Genomic DNA, 20,913 nt, shown 5'->3' on the forward strand with positions numbered 1-20,913 from the left:
TATCGAGTAATAAGCCAGGAAATTTCATTTGAAAACCCTGGCTTATTTCATACTTCCTTTACACTAATGAAGGGATTTCTGAGCCATTAACCTTTTGGTACATGGCAGTAATAAAATTACTTACGGTATTAACATTGGTACCGCAGAGCGCTGAAGCTTCCCCACTTTTTACAAATTTTCTAATTGCACTGCCAAGGACTCCTTGACGCAATGTCTCCATATGAGCCGATAAATCCATTTTTTCACCCTCAAGAACCCTTTCTAAAGCAGTAATCGCTGGCTTCTCTTGCAATAATGGTAATTTTTTTTGAAAAAGTGCTGCCCAACTAAATTGTGAGTCGTTGCTTTTTTCCCTCTCAGCCACGTAAGCCGCTAAAATATTCTTTAAGTGTTGCTTACTAATTAGAGAAGCTAAGGCTTTTTCATAAAAACCCTTAGGTAATTCATAATTGCCTTCAACTCTGTTTACCACAGTTACTAATGGCAAGCCAAATTTTTCATTAGCTTGTTTTGTAGCGTCGATATTATAAGGATCATCATCAACAACAACGATCTGGTTGCACCATTCCGGCTTGTATTCGGCAAATAATGCATACATATGGCCTTTGTCAGTTTTATATTCATGGTAGAAGTTTTTCATTACTCCTAATACATTATTAACGGTTCGGCTATGTGCTTCGACTTCAGGCATGGCTTCTGGTGATGAGCTTAATCCTGTTGCAAATGCGACTGCTGGCTTGGAGTTAAGCATGGATTTAATAGTGCTATATTTTTCCTGCTCTAGTAATTTTTCAACGGGATTTTTATCAACAAATTCTTTTAAAAAATCGTCCGCAAGGCTTTGATTAAGGTGCCAAAAAATATCGCTTGGCGTGATAACACCATGAACGGTAAAACCTTTGCCTCGCAAATAGCTTATAGCTTCTTGGCGCTCTTTCACACTGTTTGAGGTAATAGTCATGGAAGTGAATAAGTAAATATCACGAATTCCAGCCTCCTTTAGTGCAGCAAGCAAATTATCGTTATAGGTAATTCGACCTTCGCTTCCAAAGATCAATGTGTTGTCAACATCCAATAATCCGATGTCTCTTTTAATTTCCAGACCAGGCATTACTATAATTCTCCAATGTTTAATCCCCTCTGGCAGGGAGCAGTTATTGATAGACTCCAGAGTGATAAAAACGACACAGGCGAACCCCTTTCGTTCTTATTTTAAACACAATAATTCATTATTAATCATTTAGGTATGGGTAAATTTACCCAAAATTGTTTATTTTTGGAGGAAATTGTTTATTTTGATAACAAAAAAATGACGTCATGTCTTTTCTTTGCACGAAAAGAATCTTGAGCGTATCTGTATTCATTGATTTTTTGTTGATTAAACTAAGTTAAACTAGATCCATTGCCAAATGAATCTCGTTTGTAAATCTTGAAGGCCATAATAATCATGGCAGCATTGTAGACAATATTAATTCCTATATAACATAGGATAGCACCGACTAAATTTAGCCAGGGAATTAGGATTAAACAAGCAATGATTTGAAATAATAAAATATATATAGATAACTGAGCCCCCACTCGGCTACCTTCTTTTGAATATTGGATCATTTTATATAAAGGCATTGATACAGCATAAGTAAAAATATTAAATAAACAAATATAAGTATAAGGTAGAGCGTCAATAAAATTAGACTGATATAGCAATAAAATCTTCTCAGCAAAAACACCTATAATTAGAGCAATGAAAAAAGCAATTCCCAAGCAAATCACAATGTATTTTTTCATGGTCTTTGCCAATGCTTCCCTACTTTGGGTAAAAGCGGCAGAAATGTCAGGACCAATCAAAATACCAATGGGGCTAATCGCGATAAATGCCAAAGAAATTATAGAAGTTACCGCCGAAAACAATCCTACGACATGTTCACTATGCCCCAGCCACTCGATCATTAATAAAGGTACGGCCGTAAAAACATATCTATTTAAGTTTTGCACCGTATAGCCATACATTTTTTCTTTCCACCTACCCCCTATTTCGCGGCGTCGTTTACCAGGATTTAACAAAATCTGTAGTTTTGTTTTTCGTTGAATGATAACTGCAATAAGTACAGAAAGAAGATAACTTACAATAAAGCCTATAAGCATTACATGAGGAAAATAGTTAGGATCATCATGGAACAAGACAGGATAAAGATAAAAATATGTAAATAAACTTAGTATAAAATAAAATACCGTTTGCATTAAACTTAAAATAACGGCGGTTCGCATATAATCCACCGCCCTAAAGAACTGGGTGTATATGTTATAGAGGGAAATCACCACCGCTCCCCAAATGAACAAGGTTAGAGGGTGGCCAATTTCAAAAAGTTCTAACTCTTTTAGAGCAAGACTTAAGCCAATGATCGCCAAACTTAAAAGTAAACCACTGACAAGCAGGGTCAAATAAATAGGCTTTATAAAACTTTTGACAGAAACGGTCAAAGTCCTAATGTCATGATAATGCCTCTTAACATAAAATTTTGGAACGTAATAGCCAATTATCGAATCAATCCCAAGTGTAATTAAGGTTGCAATAAGAAAGAGCGCATTCGTTGCGACAGTAAAATCACCAAATAAAGCTTCGCCTGCATTACGAGCGACAAGCATATTAATGACAAAAAGCATGAGTTGATCAGCAATGATGATCAATAAATTAAATGCGAAATCCATATGTAAAACTACTACTAAATTAAGTGAGAATTTAACTATACCCAATCACCAATAGGGCTACCAGACAAAACAATCTCTATACCTTTAAATAATCTCTTAAATAATCTCTTTCACGCAATTTGTCAAAACTGTATTAACTTATTCCTGCTTGAATTAGTATCTCTACAAAATCATAAAAATTGCAAGGCTTGGGGAAATACGAATGAGTTTGAAATATTTTTAATAAAAACCGCAGCTTAAACTGTCATTTTCCTTTCTAATTCATGATAAACATTATCATAATCTATCGATGAGCAATCGTCTTCATTAGGATAAAGAATATAGTCTTGAAACCTATCTTTTTGATAAATAAGATAATCATATTTATGATTATAGGTGATTTGAATAATAATACCCAATTTCTCACCTGTCTTATTCGATTTAAACCAGCTAACTTCTTTAGCATTAGAAATATCAGGTATTAAGGCAAATGCTAAAAATTCATCCCGGGTAATTTTTATCATTACTCTATCCTAAAAGAAGTAAGACAATCTTTTCTACTTAATCCTTAAAAAATAATAGAAAACAGTTATGTTTTTTTCAAATCTACTTGCGACACCCGATTTATTTCATCGATTTGAGCTATAGTAATTAAAAGGGTTTTTATTTCTAAATCTTGGTGCTCTCGGAAAGGAAGCAATCTAAGAGCTCGAAGGAAGGAGGTGACATGATTGAGTATACTTATAAAGGCTTTAGAGTAACTTATCAAATTGAATCTTCGGCGGCAGCCCCTAATCTATATAAAGCTGATGGCTATGTAACCAGAGCCACAGAAATAAAAAACCACTCCCCACAGAAATTTCATACGGAGCATCCCACTAAAAAAGGAGCGCAAATCGAAATCAAAAAACTTCTTGAAGATTATATTGATTTTGAGTGGCAAGAGTTTTATGAAATGAGGAATGAAACTTAGCACGCAGCAAGCTCAAAGCCAAATAGTATAAATTTTGCCCAAATTAAAACTAACCACATTAGCGACGAAGAAAAGTGGATAATACGATAAGACTTAAACCACCCACTAAAAGCAATGTCGCTAAAGGTCTTTCGTGAATTTTTTGAGTAACCTGTTTAGAATAGCCTTTAAGATTATCACCTACATCGGCTACTGTATGTTTACCTTCTTCGTATAATTCACTAGCCAATTTTTTACTACCTTGCAGTAGTTTATTGGTTTTCTCTTTTAAGTGAGAATTTCCTAAAATTTTAATGTTCATTGGTTAATACTCCTTTAAAACAACAACCTGCCTTGGCATTCTCTATTGAGTATAGCAAATTGCACTTATAGGCTGTTTCTGACAGATAGCTACTGCATTGAAATCTTTATTTCAGAGTGCGTAATTGAATTTCATGATTCCTATCCACTAGCAGCAGATGGTTAGCAGGAACATCTTGCCAGTCCGTGTTAAAGTCTGTGAGTTTCTCTGAAGAGATTAAGACGCATTGATGGGGGTTTTCTGGTACATTCTGTGGTTGCGAGCCATGTCCTAAGGTAGTAAAGCAACTTCCTAAAAAATAATGTAACGATTCGGGTTTTGATTTTTTATGAGTCGTGTAACGACTTGCGACTAGACGCTCACCATCAGTTAAACAAACATTAAAAAAAGAATCATCACTTACACCAAAATATTTTATCAATTCATTAATCTGCGTAAAAGTTTCTTCCAATATATCAGCGACCACCATTAACTGGCTTAAATCTTTGCCTTTCGCAAGTTGTAAAAACAAGGCAAATAAATGTTCCGAATCTGTTTCTCCTTGAATCCAATGATAGATATCATCATCTAACAAATGACGTAGGTGGCGTTTAACCACGATGAAATCGGCAATGTCACCATTATGCATCAACATCCAGCGACCATGTATAAAAGGATGGCAATTGTAATTCGTAACCCCACCTGCTCCTGCAGCTCGTACATGGGCAAAAAAACAAGGGGATTTAATTTTGGCAGTCAGATGCAATAAATTTCTATCATTCCAAGCTGGCGAAATTGAAGTAAATAATGCGGGCTCAGAGCTAATGGATGGCGAATACCACCCTAATCCGAATCCATCGCCATTAGTAGGTACAACAGTTTCTCGAGCATGTAGGCTCTGCATAACAAGAGAATTGACCGGTTTAACCAATATATCGTCCAACAAGGCCTCATGTCCGAGGTAAGCTACAAAGCGACACATAGGGAAACTCCACTTTATTTTAACTATAGCAAGAAAAAGAGAGATAACCTATTTCGCTTATGCAATTTTAAAACGCATACTCCATCTCCAAATCCCATCAATCAGCATTTAGCCATTTACGATAATCCCGCCATTAGGGTGTAATACTTGTCCGGTCATATAAGAAGAATCACTTGAGGCAAGAAAAACATACGCAGGTACAATTTCTGAGGGTTAGCCAGCACGCTTCATAGGCGCTTGAGAACCAAATTCGGCCACTTCTTCTGCAACAAAGCTTGCAGGAATTAGCGGTGTCCAAACAGGTCCAGGAGCAACAGCATTCACACGAATACCTTTAGCGATTAAATTTTGTGACAACGAACGTGTTAAGGCAATGATAGCTCCTTTTGTCGCCGAATAATCAATAAGGTGATCACTACCTTTATAAGCCGTCACTGATGTCGTGTTAATAATGACACTATTCTTTTTTAAATGAGGTAAGAGCGCTTTTATCATATAAAAATAGGAAAAAAAATTCGTCTTAAATGTTTCTTCAAGCTGTTCACAACTAATCTCTTCGATAGAGTCTTGGGGATGTTGCTCAGCAATGTTATTAACCAAAATATCAATATGAGGACAAAGGGTTAAGGCTTTTTTTATTAGTTCTTCGCAAGCATCATAAGTCTGCAAATTGCCTGGTAACAGCCAACATTTTGTACCAGCATCCTCAATAAATCGTTTTGTTTCCACAGCATCTTGATTCTCATTTAAATAATGAATAATAACGTTTGCCCCCTCCAAGGCAAAAGCACAAGCTACAGCACGACCAATCCCACTATCCCCCCCTGTAATAAGTGCTACTTTATTAGCTAACTTGGAACTACCTTGGTAATGGGGGGCTATATATTGAGGTCTTGGATGCATACAAGCTTCAATGCCAGGTTGTCTTTTTTGATGTTGGGGAGGTTGTTGTCTTTCATTACTCATATGATCTCCTCCATGACAGCGAAATGAATTTCGCTGTCAGTAAGAAAGACGTCAATTTTAGACGTTCTTTAGTGCCTTGCTCGATTAGGAAGCGCACCATAATATTTATGGATAGAAGCCCCCCAGGTCGGGCTAGACATGTCAGGCCAATGCTCTTTATCGAAGCCTGGAGAATTTTTTAATGTTTCCTTATCTACGGCAATAACAAAACATTCATTTGCGTCATCATAGGTAAATATGCTCCAGGGCATAGCAAATAATTTATCGCCCATACCTAAAAATCCACCAAAGGACAATACAACATAAGCAACATGTCCTTCGCGTTTATCGAGCATTAAAGCTTCAACCTTACCTAGATCATCGCCTTGTAAATTTCTCACTTTCACACCGATAACGTCATCAGCATTTACTATTTGATGTGTCATTTTAAGCCCTCCTTTATTACTCTGCATTGGTCTCAGCAGCATTATCAGTTGCAGAAACCTCCATCTTGTCATTTATCTTGCCAACTCCTTTGACTGATTTAACGACATCCAGAATAGCTTGTTTTTCTTTAGCAGAAGCGACTTGACCAGACAAATAAACCTGTCCATTTTTAGTCTCAACACCGACTGACCAAGATGGGAGATCTTTACCCATAATGTCTTCCTGTATCAGCGCTCCTTTAATTTTTGCCGTTAACAAGCTGTCATTTAACGGTTCATCACTCCCTTTTACAGTCAGCTTATCAACATTGATATCGCCAACTCCCTGTGTTGATTCCGCTAAAATAACCACTTTTTCATAGTCGGTATCAGAATCCAATTGTCCTGATAAATAGACAACTCCATTACTAACGGTAGCTTGCACTTTATCTTTATAAGCCTCTAAAGAGGATTGCACTAAAGAAAGCAAGGTATTGTCATTGCTTTGAGTGACACTAGTCGTAGTATTCACCGCTGGTTGATTATTAGGAGTAGACTCTATCGCTGCAGGTGCCGTTGTGGTCGTATCTGTGTTTGCCGCAGCAAATGCGCTACAAGCCAAACCACTAGACAACAAAATTGCAGCAGCTTTCAATTGAATCATTCTGTCCATAATACGTTCCTCATTCCATGCGTACTAACAGATAACTAATTCAATCGGGGCTCTATCTAGAAATAAACTTAATAAAATTTCTAAATAGCTTTTAGAGCGAGAAGCCAATCAAAGATGGCATACCGAAGCAGTATTAGGAATAATCTTAAGAAGAGCTTAGTTTCTTATAGGCAAATACATCAGCCTCGATCGAAAAAGGCCATAGGTAATACTACATGAGGTAACACTAAAAGCAATACTTACCAAGCTCATTTAATTAATCCTTTAACTATATGGCCTATCTTTAATCATAGACGACAACTTCAGACCTTGCAAAATTTTATAACGTTTACGCGCAAATAATTACATAAAAAACTCCTCAAAAACGCAAGGTTACTCTATGATAATTAAAAACAAATAATTTAAGTATCTACTCTATGAGTTGGTTAACTAATATTAATGATAGCCCCGATATAATTTATGTAGTCATACGCTCATTTTTACTTTTTATCTTAAGCATCGCCCTGATTCGTTTTGGGAATCGTCGCTATAATTTAAGTACTGCTTTTGACTATTTATTATTAATCATTCTTGGAGGGTTGCTAAGCCGTGGCATTAATGGTCAAGCCAGTTTGCTCTCAACTGTCTCTGCTGTGACTAGCTTAGTTTTCTCTCATCGTTGCATTGCAATACTTACCTATCGCTTCAAAAAATTGGAACTATTTATTAAAGGAAATAACCGTTTAATAGTTAAGAATGGTGTGCTGCTACATGACCAGCTGCAAAAATATCACCTTACTGAAAAAGATATATTGGCCGAAATGCGTACCCAACTTCACATTACTGACTTAAAAAAAGTTGCTATCGCTTATTTAGAAGAAACTGGCCGTATCTCTTTTATCAGCAAATAAGTTCAACTCTTCCGACTTAATGTATTGATTTAAAATCATTTATTAGTTTAATACAGCTTAAAACTATGCTTCCCTTTTATTGACAATGTTTTGTGATGTGGTAAGTTTAAAAATAGATGTTTAATTTTTAAACAAACATGAAAATGGAAAGTTTCTTCACTTAAGGAGGTTAACATCGACTTTCTGCTTACTAAACGCTTTAAACTGTATCGTATAATGATACTTGGAGTTAGAAATGGATGTCTCAAAAGTAACTGTACAGGCAAGCTTTGAGTTAAACCGCATAGCGGAAGAATTAGTAGAAATAAAAATAGCTATTTTTCAATTGGTTGGCATGTTAAACAATAACATGGAAAATAATAACCAAGAAACTCCGTTAGAAGAGCCCCCCTTACCTGAACCTAATGAACCAGATCCCTCAACTCTTCCTGAAACTGAACCTATAGAAGAACCTGAAACCGAACCAGAGCCACTCCCAGATGTAGAACCTATCAAAAAACCAGAACCTATTCCTAACACGCATACATCTTATTAAAAATTAAAATATTCGATTAACCTACAGACTGCAAGGCTGTAGGCTAATCAAAAAGTATGACAAAAAGTGATTTTATAATTATCTTAATGAGTTATAAACAAGGGAAAACTCATGTCACATCCTTTTCTTGAAAACACTTTCTGCAATCGCTTAGGTATTCAGTGGCCAATGATCCAAGCTCCACTAGGTGGTGGGCCATCAACACCAGAGTTAGTTGCTGCAGTTTCAAATAGTGGCGGTATTGGTTCATTAGCTGCCGCTTATTTGTGTCCCTACGAGATTGAACAAGCAATCCAACGTATTCTACAACTAACCGACGCCCCTTATGGAGTTAATCTATTTGCGCCAGCTAAAACGCCACATCTTACCACAAAACAAATTGATAACGCCTTGAAAAGCACTCGCCGCTATCGACAGGAACTCCATATTTTAGCCCCTCAAGTTCAAGCGCCTTTTGATGAGAACTTTGAAGAGCAATTTGCCATTATCCTGAAATATAAACCCGCTGTCTTTAGCTTTACCTTCGGACTAATTGACAGAGCAATTATCCAGGAATGTCACAAACAGGGCATAATGACCATCGGCACAGCGACTACGCTTGAAGAAGGTCTTGCTTTGCAGGAATATGAAGTAGATGCAATTGTAGCTCAAGGTATTGAAGCAGGAGGTCATCGCGGCATGTTTTCAGCAGAGGAACAAGATTCGTTAATAGGAACTTTTGCCTTGACGAGAATGATGACTCATAAACTGCAAATACCTGTGATCGCATCTGGAGGTATTATGGATGGTAGAGGTATCGCTGCAGCGCTAACTTTAGGTGCCAGTGCTGTACAACTAGGAACTGCATTTCTATTGTGTGATGAAGCCGGAACCTCTGCGGCTTATAGAGAAGTTTTATCTAAAACTCAAGTGAATCAGACACAACTCACACGAGCATTCTCAGGGCGCCTTGCTCGTGGAATTAAGAATCGCTTTATGATAGAAATGGAAAAGCATGCCAGCTCCATTTTACCCTTTCCAGCTCAAAATGCATTTACCCGGGATATTAGAAAAAAAGCAACAGAATTAGGCCGTCCAGAATTCTTATCACTATGGGCAGGCCAAGGAGTAAGGCTGATTCGCCAAATGAAAGCTGAAGAACTAATGCATACATTATATGAAGAAACTTCAGCTGCGCTATCAGAGCATGTCGCAAATAAGAGCCTTTAGAATTACTGATTGATTGCCTCATTATTTTTCTTTTTAGAATAGACCATTTTAGCCACAACCAATGTCAGCAATACGCCAAAAGCCAGCCAAGCATGAAGAGGAATTTTTCCGTAAATCAAATCAATGTAACACAATAAACAAATAGCCATAATCAACAATATAAATGGAAAATTTCTTGGCCATCGTGATAATAGGAACTGGTATAAAACCATTATCCACAATGCGAAAAAAAGCGCGCCAGCTATATCGTAAACATTATGGTAGTTGAAATGAATGAGGCTGAAACTTATGCCAAGAAGTAAGATGACAACAACGCCTCTAAACCAGGGAATACCTATCTTATAGGCAAGCCACCCGTAAAAAACTGTTGCCATTTGCATATGTCCGCTAGGGAACGCATACCAGCCTTTACCAAGGGCAGCTGGCAATGGAACTTGAAAACTTATTTTCAATGCCACATTCATTATCATACTGAACGCAAGCAAACAGGCAGTTTGATAAAAAAGCTTGCGGTCCAAACAGATAAAACCTAACGCAATGATGGGAATGATGACTGCGCCATTGCCAAAAAGAAGAAAAAAAGACCCCAAATTATCCAACATAGACGCAAAAAATAATGTAAACAACAATTTAAATCATATAAGAAGTTATCCATAAAGCAAATATCCCTCTTATGATATTTTAAATTGATAATTCTCTTATTTTTATACTGGTGTAAATCCGTACAGATGTATAAGCTCCAGTTTTTTCAAGAATTCATGCTGAAACCAACAAGGTTATCCACAGTTTTTGTGGATTAAGCAAGATTGCTTTTTTTCGTCATTTTACCTTTATTATCAATTGGTTATTGATTTTTATGCTTTCTTTTTTGGCAAATATAAATTTTAAAGACAAAATTATCCACAGCTTTATTCTTTATTTAAATGAGTACGGCGCTCATTCATTGTTTCGATGCTATTGATTACGGTCTGCTGACAAATTTCATGCATTATTGGGATATCTTTTAAAGGAATACCAGAGTTAATTGCATAAGCTATAAGAAAACTATCTTGCCATATTTTTTCATTCCGGCGAGCTTTTGACTTAACCCATAACGCAATCCATAAAAAATGGAATAACCACCTATCGCGTTGGGTTTCTAACTCTTTAGAGAAGATAGCTGCCATGGCGTCTTCCATTGTACAAATTTTTACACCTTCTATGATGGTACAACAACGGTTCACCAACTTATCAATACGGGAATTTTCTACATACCACGACTCTGTGAATCGTTTGTTTTTTGGCCATGTCTTAGAGCGCTTTAATGATAATTGCATCGACTCAGGAGTAAAGGGTGCGATTTGTACACTTAGTTGCTCGATTAAATAAGGCACATCAATAAAATGAGGAAGGAAATGCAGGCCTAATAGCTCTTGAATTTCGAGTAAATGCAGATCGGGCATCTCGCCTTGCTTGATCATTAATGCTAAAAAATGTCCTATCATCATCAATAAGTAAGAAGCATCAACTTCCCTTAGCGTCACGCTATCATCAAAAGCTTCATCATAATATTTTGGCACCTCACCTGCCGAAATCGCAGGGGTTATCCAAGCATCTTTGATACCGAACTCATGTTTAAATAACAAGCCGCAAAGATAATTTTTCCGTTGTTTCTTTGCGTGGATAAAAATACCTTGAGCTCCACTACCGTCTACTTCACTTGCCTTAATACGCAAACTAGGGGTTGACATTTCTGTACTAAAAACAACCCCCTTCATCCGCTGTATTTTAATCCAATGGTCAAACTGATCATGGTATGATTCGGGATACCAATTTTTTATAGCTTGTAACCGAGAAAGAGAAATAGGGCTCAATATAATGGTTTTCATTAGATGCTCAAAGGTGGCAACAACAACGTCACGAACCTCTTTCTTAGGATGTAACAGGGTTAATAAGCCAATATCTTGCCCTTCTTCAATGCTATATAAATCAATGATTAAATCTGCGAAAAAATCAGGCGGCATTGCATAGCTTTGCGCAAAAAAATTCTCTGCAATATCAAACACGGATAAATCAGATAACTCCTCAATCATATCGCGAATGGCATTTAAATGATCTATTTCTTCCTCAGGAGACAATTCATCCTCTTGTCCCGCCAGGTTGAGGTATGCATCTTTCAATTCCGGGGTTAATTCTACATGGACTTCATAAAAAGCATTGAGAACAGGAAGCCAGAAACTCAGAGAATGTTTACCCTTGTTAATAGCCACAGTAATAGTTTGCATCAATTGATTCAGTGTTTTAGTAGCAAGTTTATTGCCCCCTTCTGTTGCCGCTTGCAATTGCGCTACACAGATGTCTAGGGCAAATACACAAGCTGAATAATAGGCATTCTCTACATCTACTTCGCTATCATCCACACTCTCTAAAAGACTCACTAGACGTAATGCGAGATCAGGCTCTTGGATAAATGGAGTAAAATGCTGAGGATCTGGCTCTGAATTTTGCTGGATCAAAGTAGCCATATCCATTAGCCATTTTTTTAAATTCTCAAGATCAGCATTCATACTTCATCGGGTACCTTTCTTGGTGTTCCGTTATCATCGATAGCTACAAAAATAAAAGTCCCCTCAGTTACCTTATACCGCCCACCGGTAGTTGCAGGCTCCGCCCAAACCTCAACAGCAATAGTCATGGATGTTGTGCCTCTTTTGATTAGCTCAACATGACAACTCACAATATCTCCAACATGCACGGGTTTTAGAAAAGTCATGCTATGAATTGCAACGGTTGCCGCTCTACCACGTGCTATTTTTTTAGCTAAAACACCTGCAGCCAGATCCATTTGCGAAACTAGCCAGCCACCAAAGATATCACCATTTGCATTGGTATCAGCTGGCATGGCTAAAGTCTGAATTGTCAATTCTCCGCGAGGGGTTGTCATATCACTTAAGAACCGCGTTTAAATTTGGCCAATGCATCAGCCATAGCCGTGTTAAAGACCGTTTTCTTGGCAATCTCTTGCTTCTTCTTTGCATTGGGCTTGACCGTTTCTTGTTTTTTTGCAATGGCTGATTTTTTCGGAAAAGATGGGGGCGGCGTTCCCTTTTTGTGAACCACAGCGGCTTTATCTTCTCCTAATTTCATGCTTAAACCAATGCGACGACGCTCTTTATCCACTTCAACAACCTTGACAGTGACAATATCACCAGCTTTCACAATAGCATGAGGATCATTGATAAAACGATTAGTCATCGCAGAAATATGAACCAAACCATCCTGATGTACACCAATATCTACAAAAGCACCAAAATTGGTCACATTAGAAACCACACCCTCTAGAATCATACCTTCTTCTAAATGGCTAATATCCTCAATGCCTTCTTTGAAATTAGCTGTTTTAAACTCAGGTCGTGGATCTCGACCTGGCTTTTCCAATTCCCGCAGAACATCACGAATAGTAGGCAAACCATAATTTTCGTCTATAAAATGCTCGGCATTAACGCCTTGGAGTAAATCCTTATTGCCGATAGCTTTACGTACGTCTACTCCTTGCTCAACTAGAATTTTTTCAACTAAAGGATAAGCTTCTGGATGTACACAAGAAGCATCAAGAGGGTTATCCCCATTCATAATACGCAAAAATCCTGCTGCTTGCTGGAAAGATTTTTCTCCCATCCTTGCAACATTTTTAAGTTGTTCGCGATTTAAAAATGCGCCGTGTTCATCACGATATTGCACTAAATTCTTGGCTAAAGTTTCATTTAACCCCGAAACACGAGTTAAGAGAGCAACTGACGCAGTGTTAACATCGACACCTACAGCATTCACGCAATCTTCCACAACGCTATTTAGGGAACGTGCTAACCGAGTTTGATTCACATCATGCTGATATTGTCCCACACCAATTGACTTAGGCTCGATTTTTACTAATTCAGCCAAAGGATCTTGCAACCTTCTGGCAATTGAAACAGCACCTCGAAGCGAAACATCTAAATCAGGGAACTCGTTAGAGGCTAACTCTGATGCCGAATAAACAGAAGCACCTGCTTCATTAACAACAATCTTAGTCAATTTAAGATCAGGGTACATCTTCATCATATCAGCAACTAAACGTTCTGTTTCGCGAGAACCAGTGCCATTACCAATACTGATTAAATTTACATCATGTTTTGCGGCCAATTTGGCTAGCTCGGCAATTGCCGGATGCCATTCATTATGTGGGGCAAAAGGAAAAATGGTACTGTAGTCTAATAATTTTCCAGTAGCATCAACAACAACTACTTTCACGCCTGTACGAATACCGGGGTCAAGACCAATTGTCACGCGATGCCCAGCAGGAGCTGCCAACAATAAATCGCGCAAATTTCTAGTGAAGACATTAATTGCTTCTTCATCCGCTATTTCACGCAACCGAGTCAATAATTCTAACTCTAGCTTGGTAAATAATTTAACTTTCCACGTCATACGCACGACATCGAGTAACCAAGCATCTGCAGGCCGCTTTTGATCAGCAATATTAAAATAAGAAGCAATGCGTCTTTCGCCATACTCAACCGCCTCAGGCAGTACTAAATTCAGTTGCAATATGCTTTCACGCCGCCCGCGAAATAAGGCTAATGCCCGATGTGAAGGGATTTTTTTAATGGGCTCGGCATAGTCAAAATAATCAACAAATTTATTACCCGCCGCTTTTTTGTCATCGGCAACAGCAGATTTTAGTACGGCGTGTTGCCACAAATATTCACGTAATTCATTGATTAACTCGGCATCTTCTGCAAATTTCTCCATTAGAATTTGAGAAGCACCTTCAAGCGCGGTTTTCGCATCGTCAATACCCGCTTCAGACTTAATAAATTGCGTAGCATGAGACTCTGGGGTTAAAGTAGGGTCTTGCCACAAAGCTAATGCTAAAGGCTCCAAACCAGCCTCTTTAGCCAGTTGTGCCTTGGTGCGACGTTTAGGCCTATAAGGCAAATATAAATCTTCAAGACGCGTTTTAGTGTCAGCGGCAAGAATCGCTTTCTCAAGCTCAGGTGTTAATTTTTCTTGCTCGCGAATCGAATCTAGAATTACCGCACGACGCTCATTTAATTCACGGATATAAAGCAAGCGTTCCGCCAATATTCGTAGCTGCGTATCATCAAGACCTTCCGTTGCTTCTTTACGGTAGCGCGCAATGAATGGAACGGTTGCTCCATCATCCAGCAAACGAATAGCTGCCTCCACCTGCGAAACTTTAACCTTAAGTTCCTGTGCAATAATGGTCGCTGCCACCAATATTTCTTGAGTCATTCACATCCCCGTAAAACGTGTAAAAAAACGCAACCATTATATACTGATTATGCAACATTTTGCGAACTTTAGACGGTTTTTAATTACCCTATTTCATACGACGAAAAGAAAAGATTATATTTAAACTGTGGCTAAAAATTTAAACACTTATTTTTGCGACCGCATTTACCACAGCTACGGTATTTAAGCTAATTAAAAATTATAAGAAAATTGCGACACATAAGACTAAATTGTGTGACGTGAAGCGAAAGTGCAGTCATGTTCTCAATTACCAACACCCCTAGTATTCAATTAACCAAATATTGTCTGTAGCAGACTGCAATCCACGTGCATTTAGATGATCACTGCTGGTTACGTTACGCGATTCTTCTTTAATACACTTTACGCGCTGGCAATTACTATAAAGGGCATTGACTTCATCACCTGGAACACTAAAGGGAGGCCCTTGCATTTGGCCTTGATCATAACTCATCGTTTTTAGAAGTATTTTTCCATTTTTCTTCAACCATTGCAGACAGGTTTTGACGTAACGCGAACGCAATTTTTCTGGCAGTGCAATTAATGCAGCTCGGTCATAAATTGCATCAACAGCATTAATGCATGCAGAATTTAAATGAAAAATGTCTGTAACCCAGATCGTAATAGAGTCCGCCACATAAGAAATAATTTGCGCATTTACTTCCTTTGTCATGAGTAGCTTATTTTCTTTTGCAAACTCTTGCACAGCCAACTCACTTAACTCTATTCCTATAACTTGAAAACCTTGTTTAGCCAACCACAGTAAGTCCAAGCTCTTGCCGCATAAGGGAACAAGCACAGTTGCCCCCAAAGGCATGCCTAATGAAGGCCAATATTTCACTAAATCTTGATTGACTGCCTCTTGGTGGAAGGGGATACTCCCTTCCTGCCATATGTTCAACCAAAATTGCTTACCACTATTCACTCCACTGTCACCGACTTGGCTAAGTTACGAGGCTGATCAACATCAGTTCCTTTAGCAACGGCAACATGATATGCCAGTAGCTGTAACGGAATTGTATAGACAATGGGAGAAATCCATTGCCCACAAACAGGAACGCGAATGAGACGTGCGCCATCAGGCTCCCAAGCCTGAGAGTCATCCACAAAAACTATTAATTGTCCGCCACGCGCGCTCACTTCATGCAAATTAGATTTTAATTTATCCAACAACTCATCATTAGGCGCGACAGCAATAACCGGCATATCCTTATCAACCAAAGCAAGAGGGCCATGTTTAAGCTCGCCTGCCGGGTAAGCCTCTGCATGAATGTAAGAAATTTCTTTTAACTTTAATGCCCCTTCCAATGCTACAGGATATTGCACACCTCTACCTAAAAACAGAGTATGAGCTTTATTTACAAATAAAGAAGCCAAGCCATTGATTTCATCATTCATTTTTAATGCACGCTCACAGCAGGCAGGCAACTCTTGCAGTTCTGTAAGTACTTGCTCTGCTCGCTCATCTTTACCAAGAGCTGCGGCAAGCATTAAAAAAGCAGCCAATTGCGTAGTAAAAGCCTTAGTAGAAGCCACACCTATTTCAACTCCTGCACGAGTTAAGAACACACAATCAGCTTCTCGCACCAATGTACTGGTAGCCACATTACAAATCGCTAAACTTGCCAAGTAATTCATCGATTTTGCTTTATAAAGAGCAGCTAGCGTATCCGCTGTTTCTCCAGACTGTGACACCGTAATAAATAAAGTGTTATCTCCTACGACAACGTCACGATAACGATACTCACTCGCTATTTCTACCTGGGTTGGTAATCCAGTTAATGACTCCAACCAATAACGAGCAATTAAGCCTGCATGATAACTGGTACCACAAGCCACAATGTGAATTTGCCTTACCCGCTCAAAGATGGAGGCAGCTTTCTCACCAAAGCTCGCTTTTAATACCTCCTTGCTGGCAATACGTCCCTCTAATGTATCGGTTAAAACCTTCGTTTGTTCATAGATCTCTTTCAGCATAAAATGCCGGTAGGGACCTTTGCTAACGGCTTGATTGTCTCCATTGAGAACATGCGTTTCTCGTTTAACCGGCTCTCCTTTGGCATTAAAGACGGAAACTTTATCAACCGTCAGACGTGCGCTATCACCTTCCTCGAGGTATATGACAGATTGCGCAAAAGAGCGTAGAGCTAAGGCATCTGAAGCAATAAATTGCTCATCAATTCCAAGACCGACAACTAAAGGACTCCCCTTACGAATGGCCACCAGCTCTTGCGGGCGTTGTTGATGAATAACACCTAATGCAAAAGCCCCGTGCATCTGCTGAGCAGCTTCTCTTACCGCCTTATGTAAATCTTCATGTTGTTGATAATAAAAATGGATGAGATGAGCAGCAACTTCCGTGTCCGTTTCCGAAGTAAACTCGTAACCCGCCCCGCGTAATTTTTCACGCAAAGCATCATGATTTTCAATGATGCCATTGTGTACAATAGCAATTTCATCATGGGACATGTGTGGGTGAGCATTTTGTTCACATGGTTTGCCATGGGTAGCCCAACGCGTATGCGCAATACCTACATTTCCAGCGATAGCTGTTTCCTGCATTGCATCTGCCAGACTCTGTACTTTCCCTTGAATTCTCACACGCTTTAAATGCCCAGAGCCATTAATCAATGCAATACCTGCTGAATCATAGCCACGGTATTCGAGTCGTCTCAAACCTTCCAGTAACACTTTGCTTATATCACGTTGTGATGCCGCACCCATGATCCCACACATAAAAACTCCTCACATCATCAATATCGCCATATTTTCAAACTGTAGAATATAGGGCGATGTCTTGCAAAATTGCCAAAGTATGCCACATCATCATCAAAACCTAAATGTTTGCCGGTGACTCACATTTAGTTTTATAACCATGTTCTTTCATCGCCTCACAAATTTCATAGGCTAAAAAATGATGCGCACGGGTACTTGGGTGTATTTCATCCCAGAATAAGTAATTGTCCGGAGCATCACACACATGGTAATTCTTTTCATGAGGACCAAACTGACTATTGCGGTATTGCAGAACTTGCGCATATTGCAATACATAGTTTCTCGCAAAAGGAGAGTGGGCTAAAGCACCAAACATGGGGAATTTAACATCAATACAGGCATCCTTAATATTAGAAAAGCCATACTTTTGTGGATCCACCAAAGCCTTTTGTAAAAATTGCTCCAAATCAATGTATAGGAAATCCACCTCTGGCGAAGCTTGACGCCATTCCTCAATACGTTTTTGTAGCCGCTCATTATGTTGTTGCAGGGCTGCAGTCAACACCGGCTTGTCCGTTGTATTGACAAACTTGGGCGTCTCTCCAATATTAGGTAAACCCAAAATTACCACTCGACGTGCCCCAGCTTGAGTTAATTTGCGCACCCCAGATGCTAATCCATCAAGAACATTATCGATATAAGCGCTCATGACAGAAGGGTTATAATTATCTTCAAAGAATAAAACGTTTAAATAATCATTGGCACCTGTCAGTACAAAATACACTGCCTCCTCATCGATAGAATTATTCATCATTAAGTAAGCTTGAACTGTCAATCCTAAGCTAGGAGGTATCAATTTGCCGACGATTAATGTTTTCAATGTGCCTAAAGGGTGGCGAATTAAATTCCAGGTTGTTACTTGGTAATCATAAGTGACAGCCCAACTACCACCAAAAGCCTGATTGTTGTAATAGCTTGCGTCTTCCCGATCGACCCCTAACATCAATGCCAGATATTCATTCCACACTCGACCATTAGAAAAATGATTTTGCCAGTACGGGTCTCCAGGAAGAATTGGCACCTTGCGCACTTTGCCTACTAAATTTGCTAAAAAGGGGCCAAACTCCGTATCAAAAAAGTTAGTGACTACCTCAATGCCTGCATCCAAGACCATTTGTGGAACATAATAGTCATAAGCAAACTCTTCCATCTTATTAATAACAAAGACTTTTAATGGCCGAACAAGATAAGCTGGGCTCTCATCCTGCCTCAGACTCTTTAAGAGATGAGTCGTATTACCATTGTCAGACAAGCTATCACCAAAAATAACCATTGATTTAACTGGTGTTGTTGCAAAGAGTGTAAGGGGGGCACAAAAAACCACCAGACACAACCAATAGCACATCCTCGTGCAATGTGATGACATAAATCTCTCCTTAGATTTCAAATAATTCCGTTAGAGTCTGTTGCTTTGAATATTGTTGGAAGAAGGTTGTTAGTAAATCCCTCTCTTAGAGTAGATCTCGTATCAAATTTTTGTCAACATATCCAAAGAATAATGTTTAAAAGACAACCACGCGCACTCTGGCTATACTTCTTTTAGGAGCACATTGTAGGGAAATACAATGGATTCTTATGTAATTGAGACCAAACATCTCGGCCTACGACTTATTGAGAAGGAAGACATTAAGTATTTGGAAGACTTAGACAAAGATCCAGCTGTCAAAGAATATTTCCCCGAAGGAACTTTAAGTTATCGGGAAATTAAAGATTATATTGAAGAATGCCTTCATAACTATGAACGAAAACAGTTGCCCTGCTTTGTCATTTTTAAACTTCAGACTAATGAATTCCTCGGCGAAGCCTATTTTGATGAAATTGACCATGGCGAAATAAAAGTTGGTTATCTTTTCCACAAAAAGTTTTGGAATAAAGGCTATGCCACAGAAGTATTGAGTGCCTTACTTAAATGGGCAAAAGAGAATATTGCTGCGGAATACATCATAGCCTATGCCGACAAAAAGAATAAACCTTCATTTCGTGTCATGAAAAAATGCGGCATGGAGTATTACAAGGAGGGTCATTACCTTGATATGGAGTGCTATTTTTATCGCATTAAAAATCACTAACTCCATGGGTCATGCTATCCAAGCAAAATAAATTGGCAACGTTTTTAAGAACGTGTTCACAGATTTTTAGTTGCTCAATACTGATGAACTCATTTGGGCGATGCGCCTGTTCAATATTTCCCGGCCCACAAATAATAGTCGGTATTCCACCATCTTGATATGCTCTTGCTTCAGTTGAATAAGAAACCTTATAACGTTCTTTTACTCCAGTGATGGTTCTAATTAATCGGGTCAGCAGAGCATCCTCCGATGCATTAAATCCTGACGCATCTGACACTTGATCCAAATAAATGGCAGCCTCCGGATATATTTTTTTCATCTCAGGTAATAGCTCTTCATTAATGTAGTTTTCCACTTGGCTACGAAAATTCTCCATTGGAAATTGCGGTAAATAACGGGCCTCAAATAAAAGCTCACAAGTGCCTGGAATTATATTAGTAGCCGTTCCACCACTGACAATATTCGTCGAAATGGTAGTAAATGGTAAGTCAAAGTCTTTATCAAAAGGTCCTTGCTCCCTGACATGACTGGCTAGTTTATTAATGTAACAGATTAAGCGGCTCGCATATTCAATGGCATTACAACCTTTATCTGCGCGAGAAGAATGTGCAGCCATTCCTTGTATTTGACAGTGAAAAACTTGCCTTGATTTCTCACCGATTATCGGACGCATACTTGACGGTTCGCCGACAATACAACCTTCCGGCTGTAAACCTATTTTCTTTAAATAATCCAATAAAAAATCTACCCCAATGCAACCTACCTCTTCATCATAGGTAAAAGCAAAATGAATAGGTTTATTAAGTGCTAACGTTTTAAACTCGGGCACTAAAGCAAGTAGGACGGCTAAAAATCCTTTCATATCACATGTGCCACGACCATAAATTTTACCATCACTTTCTATTGCTACAAAAGGATCAGTAGCCCACTGTTGCCCAGCGACAGGGACAACATCGGTATGGCCTGAAAATAGAATACCGCCTTGAGTTTGACCATCTTTTGCAGGTATTGTTGCCAACAGATTTGCTTTCAGGTCAGTAGGTCCGTAGACAACCTGAGAATTAATGTCATGCTGCTTAAACCAGGCATCAATCGCTTCGATTAGTTGCATATTAGAGTTGCTAGAAATAGTATTAAAACTAATAAGTTGTTTAATCCATTGTAATGTATCCATTTTTCT

Annotated in this window: 21 protein-coding genes; 5 read left to right on the forward strand and 16 right to left on the reverse strand. The window is 38.7% G+C overall.

What is annotated here, in order from left to right; translation table 11 throughout:
- Positions 1–58 precede the first annotated feature (58 nt).
- From Lbru_RS15290 to Lbru_RS15300, 3 genes are all read right to left on the reverse strand, one after another.
- Positions 59–1,111 (reverse strand): hypothetical protein, encoded by a 1,053-nt coding sequence (locus Lbru_RS15290; RefSeq protein WP_058442990.1) that lies wholly within the window; start codon positions 1,109–1,111, stop codon positions 59–61.
- A 272-nt stretch (positions 1,112–1,383) separates the two neighbouring features.
- Positions 1,384–2,706 (reverse strand): lipopolysaccharide biosynthesis protein, encoded by a 1,323-nt coding sequence (locus tag Lbru_RS15295; RefSeq protein WP_058442991.1) that lies wholly within the window; start codon positions 2,704–2,706, stop codon positions 1,384–1,386.
- 236 nt (positions 2,707–2,942) lie between these two features.
- On the reverse strand, positions 2,943–3,209 hold the full coding sequence (locus Lbru_RS15300) for a hypothetical protein (protein WP_058442992.1): 267 nt from the start codon (positions 3,207–3,209) through the stop codon (positions 2,943–2,945).
- Positions 3,210–3,412: 203 nt separating this feature from the next.
- Here Lbru_RS15300 and Lbru_RS15305 point away from each other — a divergent pair, with 203 nt between their 5' ends.
- Positions 3,413–3,658: a hypothetical protein gene (locus Lbru_RS15305; protein ID WP_058442993.1), complete on the forward strand. Its 246-nt coding sequence runs from the start codon at positions 3,413–3,415 to the stop codon at positions 3,656–3,658.
- Positions 3,659–3,716: 58 nt separating this feature from the next.
- On the opposite strand, the gene Lbru_RS15310 is transcribed toward Lbru_RS15305, so the two are convergent.
- The 5 genes from Lbru_RS15310 to Lbru_RS15330 all read right to left on the reverse strand — a co-directional run bounded on the left by Lbru_RS15310 (position 3,717) and on the right by Lbru_RS15330 (position 6,963).
- On the reverse strand, positions 3,717–3,959 hold the full coding sequence (locus Lbru_RS15310; RefSeq protein ID WP_058442994.1) for a hypothetical protein: 243 nt from the start codon (positions 3,957–3,959) through the stop codon (positions 3,717–3,719).
- 106 nt (positions 3,960–4,065) lie between these two features.
- Complete coding sequence (locus Lbru_RS15315; RefSeq protein ID WP_058442995.1) at positions 4,066–4,920, reverse strand: class II glutamine amidotransferase; 855 nt, start codon at positions 4,918–4,920, stop codon at positions 4,066–4,068.
- Positions 4,921–5,133: 213 nt separating this feature from the next.
- On the reverse strand, positions 5,134–5,886 hold the full coding sequence (locus Lbru_RS15320; RefSeq protein ID WP_202967559.1) for an SDR family NAD(P)-dependent oxidoreductase: 753 nt from the start codon (positions 5,884–5,886) through the stop codon (positions 5,134–5,136).
- A 68-nt stretch (positions 5,887–5,954) separates the two neighbouring features.
- Positions 5,955–6,311, reverse strand: a complete 357-nt coding sequence (locus Lbru_RS15325) for a PRC-barrel domain-containing protein (protein WP_058443177.1) — start codon at positions 6,309–6,311, stop codon at positions 5,955–5,957.
- A gap of 16 nt (positions 6,312–6,327) precedes the next feature.
- Positions 6,328–6,963 (reverse strand): BON domain-containing protein, encoded by a 636-nt coding sequence (locus Lbru_RS15330; RefSeq protein WP_058442996.1) that lies wholly within the window; start codon positions 6,961–6,963, stop codon positions 6,328–6,330.
- Between the two features lie 416 nt (positions 6,964–7,379).
- Between Lbru_RS15330 and Lbru_RS15335 the strand changes: the two genes are divergently transcribed.
- The 3 genes from Lbru_RS15335 to Lbru_RS15345 all read left to right on the forward strand — a co-directional run bounded on the left by Lbru_RS15335 (position 7,380) and on the right by Lbru_RS15345 (position 9,597).
- On the forward strand, positions 7,380–7,853 hold the full coding sequence (locus tag Lbru_RS15335) for a DUF421 domain-containing protein (protein ID WP_058442997.1): 474 nt from the start codon (positions 7,380–7,382) through the stop codon (positions 7,851–7,853).
- 235 nt (positions 7,854–8,088) lie between these two features.
- Positions 8,089–8,388, forward strand: coding sequence for a hypothetical protein (locus Lbru_RS15340; protein WP_058442998.1), 300 nt, complete (start codon positions 8,089–8,091; stop codon positions 8,386–8,388).
- A 111-nt stretch (positions 8,389–8,499) separates the two neighbouring features.
- Complete coding sequence (locus Lbru_RS15345; protein WP_058442999.1) at positions 8,500–9,597, forward strand: NAD(P)H-dependent flavin oxidoreductase; 1,098 nt, start codon at positions 8,500–8,502, stop codon at positions 9,595–9,597.
- 2 nt (positions 9,598–9,599) lie between these two features.
- On the opposite strand, the gene Lbru_RS15350 is transcribed toward Lbru_RS15345, so the two are convergent.
- The 7 genes from Lbru_RS15350 to plaC all read right to left on the reverse strand — a co-directional run bounded on the left by Lbru_RS15350 (position 9,600) and on the right by plaC (position 19,030).
- On the reverse strand, positions 9,600–10,226 hold the full coding sequence (locus tag Lbru_RS15350) for a phosphatase PAP2 family protein (protein WP_131793565.1): 627 nt from the start codon (positions 10,224–10,226) through the stop codon (positions 9,600–9,602).
- 279 nt (positions 10,227–10,505) lie between these two features.
- Positions 10,506–12,143: a hypothetical protein gene (locus tag Lbru_RS15355; RefSeq protein ID WP_058443001.1), complete on the reverse strand. Its 1,638-nt coding sequence runs from the start codon at positions 12,141–12,143 to the stop codon at positions 10,506–10,508.
- Positions 12,140–12,520 carry an acyl-CoA thioester hydrolase YciA gene (gene yciA / locus Lbru_RS15360; protein ID WP_058443002.1) on the reverse strand — a complete coding sequence of 127 codons (381 nt, stop codon included), beginning with the start codon at positions 12,518–12,520 and terminating at the stop codon, positions 12,140–12,142. The genes Lbru_RS15355 and yciA overlap by 4 nt, the downstream gene beginning before the upstream one ends.
- A gap of 5 nt (positions 12,521–12,525) precedes the next feature.
- Positions 12,526–14,871 carry a Tex family protein gene (locus tag Lbru_RS15365; RefSeq protein ID WP_058443003.1) on the reverse strand — a complete coding sequence of 782 codons (2,346 nt, stop codon included), beginning with the start codon at positions 14,869–14,871 and terminating at the stop codon, positions 12,526–12,528.
- Between the two features lie 280 nt (positions 14,872–15,151).
- A complete protein-coding gene (locus Lbru_RS15370; RefSeq protein WP_058443004.1) occupies positions 15,152–15,814 on the reverse strand; it encodes a thiopurine S-methyltransferase in 663 nt (220 codons plus the stop codon).
- Complete coding sequence (gene glmS / locus Lbru_RS15375; protein ID WP_058443005.1) at positions 15,811–17,625, reverse strand: glutamine--fructose-6-phosphate transaminase (isomerizing); 1,815 nt, start codon at positions 17,623–17,625, stop codon at positions 15,811–15,813. The genes Lbru_RS15370 and glmS overlap by 4 nt, the downstream gene beginning before the upstream one ends.
- A gap of 100 nt (positions 17,626–17,725) precedes the next feature.
- A complete protein-coding gene (gene plaC, locus Lbru_RS15380) occupies positions 17,726–19,030 on the reverse strand; it encodes a lysophospholipase/glycerophospholipid:cholesterol acyltransferase PlaC (RefSeq protein WP_058443006.1) in 1,305 nt (434 codons plus the stop codon).
- Between the two features lie 199 nt (positions 19,031–19,229).
- Between plaC and Lbru_RS15385 the strand changes: the two genes are divergently transcribed.
- A complete protein-coding gene (locus tag Lbru_RS15385; protein WP_058443007.1) occupies positions 19,230–19,733 on the forward strand; it encodes a GNAT family N-acetyltransferase in 504 nt (167 codons plus the stop codon).
- Here Lbru_RS15385 and argE read toward each other — a convergent pair.
- Entirely contained in the window at positions 19,720–20,907 is a 1,188-nt protein-coding gene (argE, locus tag Lbru_RS15390; protein ID WP_058443008.1) for an acetylornithine deacetylase, read from the reverse strand. The genes Lbru_RS15385 and argE overlap by 14 nt on opposite strands.
- Positions 20,908–20,913: the final 6 nt, after the last annotated feature.

This window comes from Legionella brunensis (genome assembly GCF_001467025.1).
Taxonomy (GTDB): domain Bacteria; phylum Pseudomonadota; class Gammaproteobacteria; order Legionellales; family Legionellaceae; genus Tatlockia; species Tatlockia brunensis.

Coding starts and splice junctions, on each gene's coding strand:
- Lbru_RS15330 (WP_058442996.1), bottom strand. CDS start 6,963: ATGGACAGAATGATTCAATTGAAAGCTGCTGCAATTTTGTTGTCTAGT.
- glmS (WP_058443005.1), bottom strand. CDS start 17,625: ATGTGTGGGATCATGGGTGCGGCATCACAACGTGATATAAGCAAAGTG.
- Lbru_RS15345 (WP_058442999.1), top strand. CDS start 8,500: ATGTCACATCCTTTTCTTGAAAACACTTTCTGCAATCGCTTAGGTATT.
- Lbru_RS15295 (WP_058442991.1), bottom strand. CDS start 2,706: ATGGATTTCGCATTTAATTTATTGATCATCATTGCTGATCAACTCATG.
- yciA (WP_058443002.1), bottom strand. CDS start 12,520: ATGACAACCCCTCGCGGAGAATTGACAATTCAGACTTTAGCCATGCCA.
- Lbru_RS15315 (WP_058442995.1), bottom strand. CDS start 4,920: ATGTGTCGCTTTGTAGCTTACCTCGGACATGAGGCCTTGTTGGACGAT.
- Lbru_RS15340 (WP_058442998.1), top strand. CDS start 8,089: ATGGATGTCTCAAAAGTAACTGTACAGGCAAGCTTTGAGTTAAACCGC.
- plaC (WP_058443006.1), bottom strand. CDS start 19,030: ATGTCATCACATTGCACGAGGATGTGCTATTGGTTGTGTCTGGTGGTT.
- Lbru_RS15365 (WP_058443003.1), bottom strand. CDS start 14,871: ATGACTCAAGAAATATTGGTGGCAGCGACCATTATTGCACAGGAACTT.
- Lbru_RS15290 (WP_058442990.1), bottom strand. CDS start 1,111: ATGCCTGGTCTGGAAATTAAAAGAGACATCGGATTATTGGATGTTGAC.
- Lbru_RS15325 (WP_058443177.1), bottom strand. CDS start 6,311: ATGACACATCAAATAGTAAATGCTGATGACGTTATCGGTGTGAAAGTG.
- Lbru_RS15355 (WP_058443001.1), bottom strand. CDS start 12,143: ATGAATGCTGATCTTGAGAATTTAAAAAAATGGCTAATGGATATGGCT.
- Lbru_RS15320 (WP_202967559.1), bottom strand. CDS start 5,886: ATGAGTAATGAAAGACAACAACCTCCCCAACATCAAAAAAGACAACCT.
- Lbru_RS15335 (WP_058442997.1), top strand. CDS start 7,380: ATGAGTTGGTTAACTAATATTAATGATAGCCCCGATATAATTTATGTA.
- argE (WP_058443008.1), bottom strand. CDS start 20,907: ATGGATACATTACAATGGATTAAACAACTTATTAGTTTTAATACTATT.
- Lbru_RS15305 (WP_058442993.1), top strand. CDS start 3,413: ATGATTGAGTATACTTATAAAGGCTTTAGAGTAACTTATCAAATTGAA.
- Lbru_RS15385 (WP_058443007.1), top strand. CDS start 19,230: ATGGATTCTTATGTAATTGAGACCAAACATCTCGGCCTACGACTTATT.
- Lbru_RS15310 (WP_058442994.1), bottom strand. CDS start 3,959: ATGAACATTAAAATTTTAGGAAATTCTCACTTAAAAGAGAAAACCAAT.
- Lbru_RS15300 (WP_058442992.1), bottom strand. CDS start 3,209: ATGATAAAAATTACCCGGGATGAATTTTTAGCATTTGCCTTAATACCT.